The organism is Kribbella pratensis (assembly GCF_004365355.1).
GTDB lineage: Bacteria > Actinomycetota > Actinomycetes > Propionibacteriales > Kribbellaceae > Kribbella.
Genome location: NZ_SODP01000001.1, coordinates 1759290 through 1776320 on the forward strand (window position 1 = coordinate 1759290; position 17031 = coordinate 1776320).

Sequence of the window (17031 nt, forward strand, 5' to 3'; positions counted from 1 at the left end):
GTTGCCGGTACGTATGGGGAATTCGATATACGGACGATACGGAGAACCTCGTAGCATCGGGAGTATGCGCGTGCTGCTGGTCGAGGACGAGCCGGAGCTGGCCGGCGCGATCCGCGACGGCCTGCGCCTCGAGGCGATCGCGGCCGATATCGCCGGCGACGGCGACACCGCGCTCGAACTGCTCGGCATCAACGCCTACGACATCGCGGTCCTGGACCGCGACATCCCCGGTCCGTCCGGGGACGAGATCGCCAAGCGGATCGTTGCCTCCGGCAGCGGTATGCCGATCCTGATGCTGACCGCGGCCGACCGGCTCGACGACAAGGCCTCCGGGTTCGAGCTCGGCGCCGACGACTACCTCACCAAGCCCTTCGCGCTCCAGGAACTGGTACTGCGGCTCCGCGCGCTCGACCGCCGACGCGGCCACAACCGGCCGCCCGTGCGGGAGATCGCAGGTCTGCGCGTGGATCCGTTCCGCCGAGAGGTCTACCGCGACGGCCGGTACGTCGCGCTGACCCGCAAGCAGTTCGCCGTACTCGAAGTTCTCGTCGGGGCGGAGGGCGGTGTCGTCAGCGCCGAGGAGCTGCTGGAGCGGGCGTGGGACGAGAACGCCGACCCGTTCACGAACGCCGTCCGCATCACGGTCTCCGCGTTGCGCAAGCGCCTCGGTGAACCGTGGATCATTGCCACCGTGGCGGGCGTCGGCTATCGCATCGACACCTCCGAGGAAGGCGAGCGTGGGTAGGGAGCCGGGGCTGAGCGTTCGCCTCAAGCTCACCCTCAGCTACGCCGCGGTCATCATGGTCGCGGGCGCCGGGCTGCTCGCGGTCGTCTGGGTCTTCCTGCTGCGCTACGTTCCCGCGCGAATGGAGCGCGCACCCATGAGCGGCCCGGACCGTGCCGACCTGCTCGCCGCGTTCGTGCCGAAGGCGATCCTGATGCTGACGCTCCTGCTGATCGCCGCTCTGGTGGGAGGCTGGATCCTGGCCGGCAGCATGCTGGCTCCGCTGACCCGGATCACCAACGCGGCCCGCCTGACCACGAACGGATCGCTGTCCCACCGGATCCAGCTCGAAGGCCGCCAGGACGAGTTCCGCGAGCTCTCCGACGCGTTCGACACGATGCTCGAGCGGCTCGAAGCCCACGATGCCGAGCAGCAGCGGTTCGCAGCCAATGCCTCTCACGAACTGCGTACTCCGCTCGCGATCACCCAGACCCTGCTCGAGGTGGCCCGCAAGGATCCCAACCGCGATCCTGCCGAGCTCGTCGACCGACTCGACTTCGTCAACAGCCGGGCGATCGACCTCACCGAAGCCTTGCTCCTGCTCAGCCGCGCCAACCAGCGGACCTTCACCCGCGGCGACGTCGACTTGTCCCTCGTCGCGGAGGAGGCGGTCGAGACTCTCCTCCCACTCGCGGAAAAGCGTGGTCTGACAGTAGAAACCTCGGGTGACGTCGCCCCGACCGTCGGATCGCACACCCTGCTGCTGCAGCTGGCGACGAACCTCGTCCACAACGCGATCGTCCACAACCTGCCCGCGGACGGCGCGGTGTGGATCACCACGACCGTCCACCCGAAGACCGTGGTGCTCACGGTCGAGAACACCGGTGAGATCCTGCCCGCGACCGTGGTTTCCACGCTGATCGAGCCGTTCCAGCGCGGCAGCGGACGTGTCCGCACCGACCACGCCGGCGTCGGCCTGGGTCTCGCGATCGTCAACAGCATCACCCAGGCGCACGACGGAATCCTGATCCTCGCCGCCCGCCCGTCCGGCGGCCTCCGCGTCACGGTCCAGCTCCCCGCCGTACGTCGCTGACCGACTCGTAGCTGTCAGTCCACCGGGGGACAGTGCTACCTTGTGTCCGGAATGGTTTTCATTATCAATTGGCGATGAGAGACGGGTGCGCTGTGAGGCTGCGTAGTTCTGCTGGATTCCTGGCCGGCGCGGCGGCGGTGGCGCTGCTGGCGGCGTGTAGTTCGTCGGCGGCCGACACTGCCGTGTCGACCTCCAAGGCCGGGGTGCAGGTCGTGGCGTCGACCAACGTGTACGGCGACATCGTGCGGCAGATCGCGGGGGACAAGGCCGAGGTGACGTCGATCATCTCCGACCCCGACCAGGACCCGCACTCGTACGAGGCGAACGCGCAGACGCAACTCTCGCTCTCGAAGGCGAAGGTCGTGATCGAGAACGGCGGCGGCTACGACGACTTCGTGGACACGATGCTCAAGTCGTCGGGCAACACCTCGGCGAAGGTAATGAACGTGGTCAACATCTCCGGCCACCAGGCACCCGCGGGCGGCGAGCTCAACGAGCACGTCTGGTACGACTTCCCGACCGTCGAGAAGCTGGCTGCCCAACTGGCCTCCACCCTGTCCGAGGTCGACTCCGCGAACAGTTCGACGTACGCCGCGAACGCTGCCGCGTTTGCAGGCAAGGTGAAGCAACTGGAGGCGACCGAGGCCTCGATCAAGGCAGCTCATGACGGCGCCGGTGCCGCGATCACCGAACCGGTGCCGCTGTATCTGCTGACCGCCTGCGGGCTGGTGAACAAGACGCCGGGCGAGTTCAGCGAGGCGATCGAGGAGGGGACGGACGTTCCGGTAGCGGTGCTGCAGGAGACGCTCACGTTGTTCAGCGCGAAGCAGGTCAAGTTGCTGGCGTACAACGAGCAGACGTCCGGCCCGGAGACGGAGAAGGTGCTCGCGGCGGCGAAGGCGAACGGCATCGCTGTGGTACCCGTGACCGAGACGTTGCCCGACGGCAAGGATTACCTGGGCTGGATGACCGCCAACCTGGACGCGATCCGCTCGGCCCTGGCGTGATGAACGTCCTGAGCTTCGAGAAGGCGTCGTTCGGATACGGAGGGCGGCGGTTGTGGGGCGGCCTGACGATGAGCCTGCAGGCAGGGGAGTTCCTCGTGATCCTCGGCGCCAACGGATCCGGGAAGACCAGCCTGCTGAAGGCGGTTCTCGGGCTGCATCCGCTGATGTCCGGGACCGTCGAGGTCGCCGGCGCGCCACCCCATCGGGGCAGCACGCAGATCGGGTACGTGCCGCAGCACCGGCGGATCGACACGCTCACACCGCTCCGGGCCCGGGATGTCGTCGGCCAGGGCCTGGACGGCCACCGATGGGGGATCGGCCGGCCCGACCCGCGGCGTCGTCGGCGGATCGACGAGCTGCTCGAGTCGGTCGGCGCCGACGCCTTCGCGGATCGTCCGATCGGGCAGCTGTCCGGCGGCGAACAGCAGCGGGTGCGGATCGCGCAAGCCCTGGTCTCCGACCCGAAGCTCCTGCTCTGTGACGAGCCCTTGCTGTCGCTGGATCTCAACAGCCAGCGCACGATCTCCGGCCTGGTCGATCGCCGCCGCCGTACGCACGACACCGCGATCGTCTTCGTCACCCACGACATCAACCCGGTGCTGCCGTACATCGACCGCGTGCTCTACTTGGCCAACGGACGCTTCCGGACGGGGACGGTCGACGAGGTGATGACGTCGGCGACCTTGAGCGACCTGTACCAGTCACCGGTCGACGTGGTCCGTTCCCGTGGCCGGGTGCTGGTGGCCGGTGTTCCCGAGGGCACGCATCACACCTCGGTGCCGCGGGCGGGGTGAAGTCGATGCTCACGGCAACTGTCTGGCACGAGATCTTCAACTTCACCAACTACGGTGAACTGCTGGCGCTGGTCCGCAACTCGATCATCGCCGGTGTGGCGCTCGGTATCGTCGGCGGTCTGATCGGCGTGTTCGTGATGATGCGCGACCTGCCGTTCGCGGTCCACGGCATCAGCGAGCTCTCGTTCGCGGGCGCCTCCGGTGCCCTGTTGCTGGGCGTGAACGTGGTCGCCGGCTCGCTGACCGGGTCGATCATCGCCGCGGTCCTGATCGGCGTACTGGGAAGTCGTGCTCGTGACCGCAACTCGATCATCGGGGTGCTGATGCCGTTCGGGCTGGGGCTCGGCGTGCTGTTCCTTGCGCTCTACAAGGGTCGTGCGGCCAACAAGTTCGGCCTGTTGACGGGGCAGATCGTGGCGGTGGACACGCCACAGTTGTCCTGGCTGATCGTCACCGGCGTCGTCGTACTGCTCGGGCTCCTGATCATCTGGCGGCCGTTGATGTTCGCCAGCTCCGACCCGGACCAGGCCGCGGCCCGCGGTGTGCCGGTGCGGGTCCTCTCACTGGTGTTCATGGTGCTGCTCGGCCTGGCGGTCGCCATCTCGGTCCAGATCGTGGGCGCATTACTGGTCCTCAGCATCGTGGTCACCCCCGCAGCCGCCGCCCTCCGAGTCGCCACCTCCCCATGGCTGGTCCCAGTACTGAGCGTGACCTTCGCGACCGTCTCCCTGGTCGGAGGAATCCTCCTCGCACTGGGCGGCAGCCTCCCGATCAGCCCCTACGTGACCACAATCTCGTTCCTCATCTATCTGATCTGCCGGAGCATCCCCGGCTGGAGAGTGGCGGTTCGCACGTAGGTGTTAGAGAGGTGTTAGAAACGGCCGGTCCAGGTTCTCCGGCTGGCTAGGCTCCGAGCGGTGACAGAAACCCGTGAGAACGAGACGGTCGGGCTACCACCCCCGGTCCGTGGCCGGTTCGTCGAGTGGTTGCTGCACGACCGCCCCGCCGGACACGCTGGGCCCCACCGGCCGGCGCCGCACCCCACGCACCGCTGGTGGAAGGTGATGTGCCTGACGGGTGTCGACTACTTCTCGACGCTTGGCTACCAGCCCGCCATCGCTGCCGCCGCGGTGGGCCTGCTGTCACCGGTCGCCACGCTGGTCCTCGTCCTGCTCACCCTGCTCGGCGCCTTGCCGGTCTACCGGCGCGTGGCGGCCGAGAGCCCGCACGGCGAGGGCTCGATCGCGATGCTCGACCGGCTGCTCGGCCGCTGGAAGGGCAAGTTCACCATCCTGGTCCTGCTGGGCTTCATGGCGACGGACTTCATCATCACGATGACGCTGTCGGCTGCCGACGCCACCGCGCACGTCATCGAGAACCCGTATGTGCCGCACTGGTTCGAGGGCAAGGAGGTGATCATCACCCTCCTGTTGCTGGCACTGCTCGCGGGCGTGTTCCTGCGCGGCTTCGGAGAGGCGATCGGGATCGCCGTCGTTCTGGTCGTCGTCTACCTCGGACTGAACGTCATCGTCGTCGGCAACGCACTCTGGAACGTCATCACCGCACCCGAGCTCGTGACGAACTGGCGCGGCATGCTGACCACCGAGCACTCGAGCATCTGGGTGATGATCGGCATCTCGCTGGTCGTGTTCCCCAAGCTCGCCCTCGGCCTGTCCGGGTTCGAGACCGGGGTCGCGGTCATGCCGCAGGTCGACGGCTCACCCGACGACGATCCTGCCCATCCGGCGACCCGGATCCGGAACACCCGCAAGCTGCTCACCACCGCCGCACTGATCATGAGCGGCTTCCTGATCACCAGCAGCTTCACCACGATCGTGCTGATCCCCGAGAACGAGTTCAAGGACGGCGGCGCGGCGTCGGGCCGGGCCCTGGCCTATCTCGCGCACGAGCACCTCGGCAGCGTTTTCGGGACCGTGTACGACGTGAGCACGGTCCTGATCCTGTGGTTCGCCGGAGCCTCGGCGATGGCCGGTCTGCTGAACATCGTCCCGCGCTACCTGCCCCGCTACGGCATGGTCCCGGACTGGGCCCGCGCGACCCGTCCGCTGGTGATCGTGTTCGGCGTGATCGCGTTCGTGATCACGGTGCTGTTCAAGGCCGACGTCGACGCCCAAGGTGGTGCGTACGCGACCGGCGTACTCGTGCTGATCATGTCGGCGTCCATCGCGGTCACGTTGTCGGCGCGGCGGAAGGGGGAGAAGGCCAGGACGGTCGGCTTCGCCGTGATCAGCCTGGTGCTGCTGTACACGACGATCGCGAACATCATCGAGCGTCCGGACGGCGTGCAGATCGCCTCGTTCTTCATCGTCGCGATCATCCTCACCTCACTGATCTCGCGGGCCACGCGCTCCCTCGAACTCCGGGCGACCGAGGTGCGGTTCGACGAGGAGGCCTGCCGGATCATCTCCGCGGCCGCCGTGGCGGGCGAGCTGCGGATCATCGCGAACGAGCCCGACGATCGCGACGAAGCGGAGTACCAGGAGAAGGAGGCCGAACAGCGCGAGGTGCGGAACCTGCCCGAAGGCCTGCCGGTCGTGTTCCTCGAGGTGACTCTCACCGACGCGTCCCAGTTCGAGACCGAGCTCGACGTTCGCGGCGACGAGCGGTTCGGGTACCAGATCCTGCGCGTCGACAGTCCGAGCGTGCCCAACGCGATCGCCGCGTTGATGCTGAAGATCCGGGACGACTGGAAGGTCATGCCACACATCTACTTCGCCTGGGCCGAGGGCAACCCGTTCCACTTCCTGTTCCGCTACCTCATCTCCGGCGAGGGCGACGTACCGCCCGTCACCCGCGAAGTACTGAGACGGGCCGAGCCCAAGCGTTCCAACCGCCCCTGGGTGCACGTCGGCTGATCCGCGACACCCGTACAGAGCACGATCGCCTCCGGGCCACAGGCAACGGAGGCCATCGCGTCCAGCCGAACGTGACTCACACAGACGTCAGTTCTTCCTCGCGTTCTTGTTGTTCGCGTCGGTGCTGCGTGTCGGCGTGGCCCGGCCACCAGGCGCGGTGGCCGATCAGGGCTGTGAGGGCGGGGGTGAAGAACATCGCCATCACGAAGGCCGCGATCGCGATTCCCGCGGAGATCGCGAAGCCCATCTGCGAGAGCACGGTGTTGCCCGCCAGCATCATCGACGCGAACGTGCCGGCAAGGATCAGACCGGCAGCGGCGATGGTCGGGCCGGTGTGGTGCAGGGCCAGGGCCGCGGCCCGCTTCGGGTCGTGTCCCTCCCGCGCCTCCTCGCGCAGTCGGGCCACCATCAGGATGTTGTAGTCGGTGCCGAGAGCAACCACGAACAGGTACATGATCACCGGCAGCGTGAAGATCAGGCCCGAGTTGTGCTGCAGATGCTGGAAGATCAGCACCGACGCACCGAGCGTCGACCCGAATCCGAGGAACACCGACGCCATCAGGTACCACGGCGCGACCAGACTGCGCAGGAGCAGCGCGAGCACGATCATGATCAGGATCGCCGCGATCGGGAACACGATGCGGTAGTCGTGGTTCATCGCGTCCTGGAAGTCGACGAACACCGAGGTCAGGCCGCCGACAACCGCCGTCGTACCGGCCGGAGCGGCCGTGTGCGCCGCGTCGCGGAGCGGGCCCCGGACCGTGGCGATCGCCTGGTCCGATTCAGGCGCGGACTTCAGCGTGACCTTGAAGTCGGCGACCGTACTGTCCGGAGACAACGTGGCCTGCGAGACGTCACCGACCCCGTCGACCTTGGTCAGCGCGGTGCGGTAGGTGTCGAGCTGGTCCTTGCTCAGCGGGCTCGAAGACCGCAGCAGTACGTCGGACGGCTGCGTGACGCCAGCGGGCAGGCTCTTGAGCAGTTCCTTGCTGTAGACGGTGGACTCCGACGTGTCGGAGGTCGAGCCCGAGGTCAGGTCGAAGGTCGGGTTGAAGCCGATCGCGAACGCGCTCAGCACGACCAGCAGCCCACCCGCGGCGATGGCGAAGACAGCCGGCCGGCGGCCGAGGCCGCCTCCCAGCGACGCGAACTTCGCACCCTTCGGCTCGACCTTCCACGCCTTCGACGGCCAGAAGACCTTGGTGCCGAGCAGCGAGACGATGGCCGGTACGAGCGTGAGCCCGGCCAGCAGCGCCACCGCGACCGAGATCGCGAGCGCCGGTCCCATCGCGCGGAACATGCCGAGCGTCGACAAGGTCAGCGCCATGAACGCGATGATCACCGCGCCGGCCGCGGACGCGATTGCCTCACCGACCCGGGTGACCGCGCTGACCATCGCGGTCTTTGCGTCCTCGCCGGCCCGCAGGCGCTCGCGGTACCGGAACATCAGGAACAGGATGTAGTCGGTGCCGACGCCGAACAGCACCACCAGCAGGATCGACGTGATCGAGCTGTCGATCTTCAGGTCGAAGGCCTTGCTCACGATCGCGATCAGGCCGTTGACCACCGTGGAGACCGCACCGATCACCACGATCGGCAGCAGCGCGATCACCGGACTGCGGAAGATCAGCAGCAGGAGCAGCAGGATCAGGCCGACCGTGGCGATCCCGATGATCGCGAGACCCTTGGTCGACGACTCCTGCGCGTCGAGCGCCTGCGCGGCCGATCCGGTCACACCTGCCTTCAGTGACGTCCCGTGCAGCTTGTCCTGCAGCGCCGTACGGAGTGCTTTGACGGCGTCGTTCTGCCTGGTGTCGCTGGGGTTGGTGATCTTGGTCAGCTCGACCGCGGCGATCTGGATCAGCCGGTTGCCGGTCGGCGGGACTGCCTGGATCCCGGTGACGTCCTTGAGCTTGGCCTGGTTCAGCTGCCCGGCGATCGTTGCGACCGTTGCCGCGTCGGCGGCGCTGATCGGAGCGCCGTCGCCGCGTTCGAACACCACGATGGCCGCGGGCGTGGTGGCGTTGGGGAAGGCCTTCTCCTGCAGTTGTGCTGCCTGGATCGACTCGTAGTGCGACGGCAGGAAGGCGGATTGATCCGTGGTCGCGGTCAGTTTCGGGGCCGTCGCGGCCACCGCGGCGATGATCAGCACCCAGGCGCCGATCGTCCACCACGGCCGCCGTACGACCAGCGACCCCAGTCGTGCGAACATGACAGGTCCTTTCAGGAAGTTTTCGTTGACACGACGATCGCGGAGTGGGCTGACACCGGACTGACACGGCGCAGTCACCGGCGGATCGGCCGGACCGGCGGCCGCGCAGGCGACACTGTGGGGATGGACAGGGGCCGGGTGCAGATTTCTGGGGTTGAGACGCTGCGGCAGTACCAGCGGGGCTGGCTGCGGCCGGACGTCGTCGCGGGCCTGACAGTCGCTGCGTACTTCGTCCCACAAGTGATGGCGTACGCCGAACTCGCCGGGCTGCCCGCGGTGGTCGGACTCTGGGTCGCGCTCGGTCCGCTCGTGCTGTACTTCCTGCTCGGCTCGTCCCGGTTGCTGTCACTCGGCCCGGAGTCGACGACCGCACTCCTGACCGCGACGGCGATCGGTCCGCTGGCCGCCGGTGATCCGGCTCGCTACGCGGCACTGGCCGCAGTACTGGCTCTCCTGGTCGGTGTGATCTGCGTGGTCGGGTGGGCGGCCCGCCTTGGATTTCTGGCCGACCTGCTGTCGAAGCCGGTGCTGATCGGCTACCTGACCGGGATCGCGGTGATCATGATGACCGGCCAGCTCGGGCGGCTGACCGGTGCTCCGGTGGAAGGCGATTCGCCGCCCGCCGAGGTCGTGTCGGCGATCCGGCTGATCGATCAGTGGGAGCTGGCGCCGGTGTTGTTGTCTGTGGTCGCGCTCACATTGCTGCTTGCGCTGGCTCGGTGGACGCCTCGTCTTCCCGGACCGCTGGTTGTCGTGGCGCTCGCGGCGTTCGTGACCTGGGCGGCAGGGCTGAGCGACAAGGGAGTGGCGGTGGTCGGTACGGTGCCCAGCGGCCTGCCGACGCCTCACGTGCCGTCGATGTCCCTTCACGATGTCGGTCTGCTGGCTCTGCCCGCGGTGGGCGTGGCACTGGTCGGCTACACCGACACGGTCCTGACCGGCCGCGCGTTCGCCAATCGCGGCGGCGGGACGACAGACCCGGGCCGGGAGCTGCTCGTCCTCGGGCTGGCCAACCTCTCCGCCAGCCTCGTCCGCGGCTTCCCGATCAGCAGTAGCGGCAGCCGCACCGCTCTGGCGACCGCATCCGGGGCGAAGAGTCAGGTCTACTCCCTGGTCGCCGCGGCGGCGATCGTCGCGACCCTGGTCTTCGCCGGCCCGCTGCTGGCCACGTTCCCGATCCCTGCCCTCGGCGCGTTGGTCGTGTTCGCCGCGATCAGGCTGATCGAGCTGGGCGAGTTCCGCCGCATCGCAGCCTTCCGCCGCAGCGAGTTTTTGTTGGCAATGGCAACGACCGTCGGGGTGATCGCCCTCGACGTCCTGTACGGCGTACTCCTGGCCATCGCGCTGTCTGTTCTCGACGTACTGCGACGTGTCGCCCGGCCGCACGACGGCATCCTGGGCTACGTACCGGGCATCGCCGGGATGCACGACATCGACGACTACCCCGACGCCCGCCCGGTGCCGGGGCTCGTCGTCTACCGGTACGACTCGCCGCTGTTCTTCGCGAACGCCGAGAACTTCCACCGGCGCGCGCTCGCAGCCGTGGACGACGCACCGACTCCGGTGCGCTGGCTGCTGCTGAACACCGAGGCGAACATCCAGATCGACGTCACCGCGGTCGACGCGCTGGACGCGTTACGCGAGGAGCTGGCCTCGCGCGGCATCGTGCTGGCGCTGGCGAGGGTCAAGCAGGAGCTCCGCGACGACCTCGAATCGGCGGGGTTCCTCGATCGTTTAGGTCCTGGCCGTGTCTTCTACACCCTCCCGACTGCTGTCGAGGCCTTCCGCGCCGAGCAACCCGGCTAGCCTGGTCCGTGGATGCCTGACCTGGGAGGCAACGATGACTGTGCTCACGAAAGCCGAGGCGCTGGCGATCATTCGTCGCGCTTACGGTCCTGGTGTTGCCGACTCCCTCGAGGACCGGTTGCCGGACCGGATCGACCCGGAGAACGACGCGGACGCCGAGTTCCTGGGGACGCTCGGGTTGACCCGCGACGGACTGGCGAACGCTATGGGCGGGGAACTCTAGGGGATCTCTGGGGGACCTCTAGAGGAGGTCGCCGCAGAAGGAGCGGATGGACCGATTGACCAACTGAGGACGTTCCCAGGGCAGGAAGTGCCCGGCGCCTTTGACCCAGAACGGCCCGACTCCCTCCGGGAAGGCCAGCGCGCAGCGTTCCTCGGCGTGTTCGCCGACGGTGACCTGGTCCGCACCGATCAGCACCAGGGCGCGTTGCCGCACCGGGCGATCGATCAGCTCCGGCGCTGACAGCGGCCGGGCGCCCATCAGCACCTCGTAGTCGGCGAACGACGCGCGCAGGCGGGCCGCATCGCCGTACGGCTCGGTCAGGAAATTCAGGTCGTCCTCGTCGAAGGCATCGGGCGGACACCAGAGGCGATGACCGTAGAACTCGCCGATGTACCGCCGCCGCCGTGCGGGCGTATCCAGCTCGGCGACCAACTCGTCGGCGTGGTGGCCCTGGCGGCGCTGGTAGTCGTAGACGGCCGGTTTGGGCCGACCGGGTGGGATGCCGGCCGCCGCGAACGCGTCCGGCAGATCGGGCATCGAGTCGTCCAGGATCACCAGGCGGTCGACCCGCTCGGGGTGCCGGTTGGCCAGGTCGATCGAGATCATCGCGCCAAGGTCGTGCCCGGCGACGACGGCACGCTCCCAGCCGAGTACGTCGAACAGCCCGGTCAGGTCGCTGTTGAACGCGTTGAAGTCGTAGAAGTCGTCGGGCGCGAAATCGGAATCGCCGTACCCGCGCAGGTCCGGCGCGACGACGTCGAATCCGGCCTCGGCCAGCGGGATCACGTTGTGCGACCAGATCCGGCTCGTGCACGGGAACCCGTGGATCAGCAGGAGCGGTACGCCGCCCTGGCCGTGTCGCCGGACCGCGAGCCGATGCCCTGGACGTACCTCGATCCGCTCGGGCGCAACGACTTCAGCAGGAAGAACCATGCCTTCGGTCTACACGATCGCCCGGTCAAGCGGGCCTTGACGGGGCTTGACCGTGGTTGGAAGGGAGCAGAGGCTGGCTGGTGGACGGAGAGTCTTCGAGAGGGAGTGGCCTGATGGCGAAGGTACTGATTCTCACCGGCGACGCGGCGGAGGACCTGGAGGTGTTCTACCCCTATCAGCGCTTGCTGGAGGAGGGGTACGACGTCGACATCGCGGCACCCGAGGTGAAGAAGCTGCAGTTCGTGGTGCATGACTTCGTTGACGGGTTCGACACGTACACCGAGAAGCTCGGGCACACCTGGCAGGCGGATGTCGCGTTCGCCGACGTGGATCCGGCGGAGTACGTCGCGGTGGTGATCCCGGGTGGTCGCGCCCCGGAATACATCCGGAACGACGCGGACTGCCAGCGGATCGTGAAGCACTTCTACGGCGAGTCGAAGCCGGTTGCGCAGCTGTGCCACGGACCGCTCATCCCGGCGGCGGCCGGGGTCCTGAACGGCCGGAAGACGTCGGCGTACCCGGCGCTCGCACCGGATATCCGCGCCGGGGGAGCCGAGTGGGTCGACGGTGACGCGGTCGTGGACGGCACCGTCGTCTCCGGTCGCGCCTGGCCGGACCACCCGACCTGGATGCGGGCGTTCATGGCGATCCTGAAGGAGCACGCTCCGGCGTAGTCGGCGGGCTCCGACGAGGCTGCAGCCTTTCTGCAGCGTTCGGAGGGGCAGGCTGGACGGAGCTACCGGGAGGAGTGAGCATGCCGGTCGCACCGTTGAAGGAACTCGTCGACGAGGCGTTGGCCAAGGGGTACGCCGTCCCCGCGATCAACATCGTCGACGAGTTGAGCCTGCGGGCCGTCGTCGACGCGGCCGTGGAACTGCGCTCGCCGCTGATCGTGCAGACGTCGGTGAAGACCGTGAAGTCGGTCGGACGCGACGTACTCAAGGCGATGTTCGACGCGACCGTCGGGCCCGAGCCCGTCCCGGTCGCGCTGCACCTGGATCACTGCCCGGACCGCGAGGTGATCAGCTCCTGCCTCGCGGCCGGCTGGAACTCGGTGTTGTTCGACGCCTCCGCGCTGCCGGTCGAGGAGAACCAGCGGCAGACCGTCGAGGTCGTCGCCGAGGCCCGCAGGTACGGCGCCCACGTGGAAGGCGAGATCGAGGGCATCACCGGCGTCGAGGACGGCGTCGGCTCCGACACCGTGTCGGAACGCCAGTCCCTGGAGGTCGCCACCCGGTTCGTCGAGACGACTGGGGTCGACGTGTTCGCGCCGGCCATCGGCAACGCCCACGGCATCTACCGCTCGACGCCCGAACTCGACTCGCAGCGGATCACCGACCTGGTCGCCGCGACCGGCATCCCGATGGCGCTGCACGGCGGATCCGGGCTGACGCCGGAGCAGTTCCGGGACCTGATCGGCCGGGGCTGCGCGAAGGTGAACATCTCCACGGCGCTCAAGGTCGCGTACATGAAGTCGTCGCTGGAGCATCTCGAGCAGGCCCGGGCGCAGGACAAGTGGGACCCGCCGACGTTGTTCCGGAACATCCACGCCGCGGTGAAGGCGATGGCGGCCGAATACATCGAGATCTTCGGTAGCGGCGGCCACAGCGGCAGCCCCAGCGGCGGCCACGCATGACCGCGCTGATCTTCGACTGCGACGGAGTGCTCGGCGACACCGAACGCGACGGCCACCTGCCGGCGTTCAACGCGACGTTCGAGCACTTCGGCCTTCCGGTGCGCTGGTCGGTCGAGGACTACGGTCAGCTGCTGAAGATCGGTGGCGGCAAGGAACGCCTCGCCACCTTGCTCGACGATCCCGAGGTGGTGAGAGCAGCCGGCTCGCCGTCGACGGACGAGGAGCGTGCTCAGGTTGTCGCTGCCTGGCACCAGTACAAGACCAAGACGTTCACCGACCTCATCGCGGACGGGGTCGTGCCGCCGCGCCCCGGCATACGGCGAATCATCACCGACGCGCTCCGGGAGGGCTGGACCGTTGCCGTCGCGTCGACCTCGGCCGAGCCGTCCGTACGTGCGGTGCTGACCGGAGCGGTCGGCGCTGAGGTCGCGGCGCGGGTGCCCGTGTTCGCGGGGGACGTCGTACCGCGGAAGAAGCCGGACCCGGCGGTGTACGAGCTGGCCGTGCACCAGCTCGCGCTGGTCCCGGACCACACGCTGGTCATCGAGGACTCGAGCAACGGGCTGCTCGCCGCGTCCGGAGCCGGACTGTCCACTGTCGTGACCGTGTCGGGTTACACCCGCGACGAGGACTTCACCGGAGCGGCGCTGGTCGTCTCCAGCCTCGGCGATCCCGGCGGCGAACAGCTCGAGGTCCTCGCGGACCCCTGGAACATCGGCCCTGTCGGCGCGCTCACGCTGACCGAGCTTGCCGAACTGGCCGGTCGCAACGGAGGGCGAACATGAGTGACAGCTGGAGTGACGTCGACCTGGTGATGACCACGATCATCGACACCTGCCTGACCAACGAGAAGTACTTCGGTGACCTCGACTCGGTCGTCGGCGACGGCGACTTCGGGTACTCGCTGGCCCGCGGCTTCGAGAAACTCCAGGCGCAGTACGGCGAGCTGGACCGTACCGATATCGGCACGTTCCTGAAGAAGGTCGGGATGCTGGTGACGTCGCGGATCGGCGGGACCTCCGGACCGATCTGGGGAACGGGATTCCTGCGCGCCGGGATGACGGCCGGCGCGACCACAACCCTCGACGGTGCGGCCGTCGTCGCGATGCTCCGGTCCGCGATCGCCGGGATCATGGCCCGCGGCGGCGCCGAGCTCGGTGAGAAGACGCTCCTCGACGCGCTGGTCCCGATGACGGATGCCATCGAGGAGGCGCTCGCGGCCGGAGTGAGCAGCAACGAGGTCGTGGACCGTGCCGCCGCGGCCGCCCGGTCGGCGGCCGACGCGACCATCGACCTGGTCGCCAAGCGCGGCCGGGCCGCCTACACCGGTGAACGCAGCCGGGGATCGGTCGACGCCGGGGCCACCGCCGTCGCCGTGCTGATGGAGCAGATCGCAGAAAAGTGGAAGGGGAGGAACTCCGGATGAAGAAGTTCGTCAACGATCCCAAGGACTACGTGCCGGAGATGCTGCAGGGCATCGCACTGGCGAACCCCGAGACCTTGAAGTACGTCCCGGAGTACAACCTGATCATGCGGACGGACGCGCCGCGCGAGGACAAGGTCTCGATCATCCAGGGCTCCGGCTCCGGGCACGAGCCTGCACACGTGATGACGGTCGGCAAGGGCATGCTCGATGCCGCCTGTCCTGGTGACGTCTTCGCCGCACCGCCGATGGACTACGTGTACGAGACCACCAAGCTGCTCGCGTCGCCGAAGGGTGTGTTGCTCCTGGTGAACAACTACACCGGCGACCGGATGGCGTTCGACATGTCGCAGGAGCTCAGTGCCGCGGACGGGCTGAACGTGAAGACGCTGATCATCGACGACGACGTCGCGGTGAAGGATTCGACGTACACGGTCGGCCGGCGCGGTGTCGCAGGTAACTTCTTCGTGATGAAGGCGGTCGGCGCGGCCTCCGAGCAGGGCGCAGACCTGGACGAACTGGTCCGGATCGGCGAGAAGGTCAACTCGGTTACGCGCACGATGGGGATGGCGCTCACCGCGTGTACGCCGCCGGCCAAGGGCTCGCCGTTGTTCGAGCTCGGGCCGGACGAGATGGAGATGGGCGTCGGCATCCACGGCGAGCCGGGCCGGAGTCGCGAGCCGCTCGCGTCCGCGAACGACATCATCGACCAGATGCTCGAGGCGGTCCGCTCCGACCTGCCGTACGAGTCGGGCGACAACGTCGCGCTGATGATCAACGGCCTCGGCGGTACGCCGATCAGCGAGTTGTACCTGCTCTACGGCCGGGCACACAAGGTGCTCACCGACCAGGGCATCAACGTACGGCGCAACTACGTCGGGGAGTACTGCACGTCGCTGGACATGGCGGGCGCATCGGTGACGTTGGTGAAGCTCGACGACGAGATCGACAGCCTGTTGTCAGCGCCTGCGGAGATCGCGATCCGCGTGTTCTGACAGGCCGTAGTCCGCGCGCAACCGGCGTACTTCGGACTGCGTCGACGGCCACAGCGGGGAGGTCGGCGAGAGCAGGGCCATTTGGTGCTCCCAGGCGCTCAGGTCGTTCACGCCGGCGTACGAGCGGGTCCAGGCGACGACGAGATCGACGTCGTGAGTCCGCAGTACGTCGGCGCGCATCCGGTTCTCGAGCCGGTTCCGGGACGCGACGACGCCGGGCGCATCGGACTGCGGGAGGAGCGGGCCGGCGTAGCGGCGCAGGGCCGACGAGAGCAGGTGGGAGTCGAGGTCGTCCGCCGTCTCGAGCCAGTCGGCGGCGATGTCGCGGCGGAACCGGTACGGGCGGGAGTCGAGGACGTCTGCGCCGAGGAGTGCGCGAAGACGGGTCATCTCGCCGCGCAGCGAGGAGCGGTGATCGGCCTCGCCGTACAGCGCGTCGGAGAGTTCTTCGGCGGTGAGGCCTTCGGGGTGTTCGGCCAGCAGTACGACGATGTCGCTGTGACGCCGGCTGAGCCGCAGGTCGCGGTCTTCGACCCGTAGCTCGGCGTCCGGGCGGCCGAGCGCCGAGATTCGGATGCGATGGCCGGTGTCGCCGTTCAGTTTGCGGAGGACGGTCAGCCGGCCGAGCTCGGCCTCGGCCATCCGGGCCGCGGCCCGGACCAGGGCGAGCGACTGCGGTGAACTGGCGTCGGCGCCGCCGGTGATGTCGACGACGCCGAGGACGCGCTGCGTGTCCGGGTCGTAGATCGGGGCCGCCGCGCAGGACCACGGCTGCACCAGGACCGTGAAGTGTTCGGCCGATCGGATCTGGACCGGCGCGGTCACCTCGAGCGACGTACCGAGCGCGTTGGTGCCGACCTGGCGCTCGGCCCACCAGGCCCCCTCGCTGAAGTGAATGCCGTCGGCTGCACGCAGTACGTCGGGTCGGCCGCACACCCAGAGCAGGCGGCCGCCGCTGTCGCCGACAGCCATCACACAGTCGCTGTCGACGGCTGCGCGGCCGAGGACGTCGTACAGCATCGGGAAGACGGCCGACAGCGGATGTTCGGCCCGGTAGGTGGCCAGTTCGTTGCCTTGGAAGGCAAACGGTGCCGCTGTGTCGGCGTGCAGCCCCGCGGCGACCGAGCGGTCCCAGGACGCCGCGACGAGCCCGCGCACGGGCTGTTTCTCCCCACCCTCGACGAACTCTTCGTGTCGCCGGTGCAGCCATCGATCGATGGATTCCACCCTCCCAAGACAACTGCCGAACCCGGCGAAAGTCCAGACGCGCAGCGACGGAGGTCCGACACGCGGAGTAATCGCGCGGGCC

16 protein-coding genes are annotated in these 17031 nt (G+C 68.1%); 13 read left to right on the forward strand and 3 right to left on the reverse strand.

What is annotated here, in order from left to right; all coding sequences use genetic code 11:
* The first annotated feature begins 64 nt into the window (after window positions 1–64).
* The 6 genes from EV653_RS08280 to EV653_RS08305 all read left to right on the forward strand — a co-directional run bounded on the left by EV653_RS08280 (window position 65) and on the right by EV653_RS08305 (window position 6494).
* Window positions 65–745 carry a response regulator transcription factor gene (locus tag EV653_RS08280; protein WP_134099662.1) on the forward strand — a complete coding sequence of 227 codons (681 nt, stop codon included), beginning with the start codon at window positions 65–67 and terminating at the stop codon, window positions 743–745.
* The gene (locus EV653_RS08285) at window positions 738–1817 is read left to right on the forward strand and encodes a sensor histidine kinase (RefSeq protein ID WP_134099665.1); all 1080 of its coding nucleotides are present in this window, start codon (window positions 738–740) and stop codon (window positions 1815–1817) included. Before EV653_RS08280 ends, EV653_RS08285 begins: the two co-directional genes overlap by 8 nt.
* A gap of 92 nt (window positions 1818–1909) precedes the next feature.
* Complete coding sequence (locus EV653_RS08290) at window positions 1910–2824, forward strand: metal ABC transporter solute-binding protein, Zn/Mn family (protein WP_202871507.1); 915 nt, start codon at window positions 1910–1912, stop codon at window positions 2822–2824.
* Window positions 2824–3618 (forward strand): metal ABC transporter ATP-binding protein, encoded by a 795-nt coding sequence (locus EV653_RS08295; protein WP_134099672.1) that lies wholly within the window; start codon window positions 2824–2826, stop codon window positions 3616–3618. Before EV653_RS08290 ends, EV653_RS08295 begins: the two co-directional genes overlap by 1 nt.
* A 5-nt stretch (window positions 3619–3623) precedes the next feature.
* Window positions 3624–4475 (forward strand): metal ABC transporter permease, encoded by an 852-nt coding sequence (locus EV653_RS08300; RefSeq protein WP_134099675.1) that lies wholly within the window; start codon window positions 3624–3626, stop codon window positions 4473–4475.
* A 60-nt stretch (window positions 4476–4535) separates the two neighbouring features.
* Entirely contained in the window at window positions 4536–6494 is a 1959-nt protein-coding gene (locus EV653_RS08305) for an amino acid permease (protein ID WP_134099677.1), read from the forward strand.
* 76 nt (window positions 6495–6570) lie between these two features.
* Here EV653_RS08305 and EV653_RS08310 read toward each other — a convergent pair whose 3' ends face one another.
* On the reverse strand, window positions 6571–8706 hold the full coding sequence (locus EV653_RS08310) for an MMPL family transporter (RefSeq protein ID WP_134099680.1): 2136 nt from the start codon (window positions 8704–8706) through the stop codon (window positions 6571–6573).
* 123 nt (window positions 8707–8829) lie between these two features.
* On the opposite strand from EV653_RS08310, the gene EV653_RS08315 reads away from it, so the two are divergent.
* Window positions 8830–10512 (forward strand): SulP family inorganic anion transporter, encoded by a 1683-nt coding sequence (locus EV653_RS08315; RefSeq protein ID WP_134099684.1) that lies wholly within the window; start codon window positions 8830–8832, stop codon window positions 10510–10512.
* A 34-nt stretch (window positions 10513–10546) separates the two neighbouring features.
* Window positions 10547–10735 (forward strand): hypothetical protein, encoded by a 189-nt coding sequence (locus tag EV653_RS08320; RefSeq protein ID WP_134099687.1) that lies wholly within the window; start codon window positions 10547–10549, stop codon window positions 10733–10735.
* Window positions 10736–10753: 18 nt separating this feature from the next.
* Here EV653_RS08320 and EV653_RS08325 read toward each other — a convergent pair whose 3' ends face one another.
* Window positions 10754–11668 carry an alpha/beta fold hydrolase gene (locus tag EV653_RS08325; protein WP_134099690.1) on the reverse strand — a complete coding sequence of 305 codons (915 nt, stop codon included), beginning with the start codon at window positions 11666–11668 and terminating at the stop codon, window positions 10754–10756.
* A 113-nt stretch (window positions 11669–11781) separates the two neighbouring features.
* Between EV653_RS08325 and EV653_RS08330 the strand changes: the two genes are divergently transcribed.
* From EV653_RS08330 to dhaK, 5 genes are all read left to right on the forward strand, one after another.
* Complete coding sequence (locus EV653_RS08330; protein ID WP_134099693.1) at window positions 11782–12342, forward strand: DJ-1/PfpI family protein; 561 nt, start codon at window positions 11782–11784, stop codon at window positions 12340–12342.
* Between the two features lie 80 nt (window positions 12343–12422).
* On the forward strand, window positions 12423–13304 hold the full coding sequence (locus tag EV653_RS08335) for a class II fructose-bisphosphate aldolase (RefSeq protein ID WP_134099696.1): 882 nt from the start codon (window positions 12423–12425) through the stop codon (window positions 13302–13304).
* On the forward strand, window positions 13301–14089 hold the full coding sequence (locus tag EV653_RS08340; protein ID WP_134099699.1) for an HAD-IA family hydrolase: 789 nt from the start codon (window positions 13301–13303) through the stop codon (window positions 14087–14089). Before EV653_RS08335 ends, EV653_RS08340 begins: the two co-directional genes overlap by 4 nt.
* Complete coding sequence (gene dhaL / locus EV653_RS08345; RefSeq protein ID WP_134099702.1) at window positions 14086–14730, forward strand: dihydroxyacetone kinase subunit DhaL; 645 nt, start codon at window positions 14086–14088, stop codon at window positions 14728–14730. Before EV653_RS08340 ends, dhaL begins: the two co-directional genes overlap by 4 nt.
* Complete coding sequence (gene dhaK, locus EV653_RS08350) at window positions 14727–15722, forward strand: dihydroxyacetone kinase subunit DhaK (protein ID WP_134099705.1); 996 nt, start codon at window positions 14727–14729, stop codon at window positions 15720–15722. Before dhaL ends, dhaK begins: the two co-directional genes overlap by 4 nt.
* Here the strand turns inward: dhaK and EV653_RS08355 are convergent.
* A complete protein-coding gene (locus EV653_RS08355; protein WP_202871508.1) occupies window positions 15687–16949 on the reverse strand; it encodes a helix-turn-helix domain-containing protein in 1263 nt (420 codons plus the stop codon). The two genes, dhaK and EV653_RS08355, sit on opposite strands and share 36 nt — an antisense overlap.
* Between the last annotated feature and the right edge of the window lie 82 nt (window positions 16950–17031).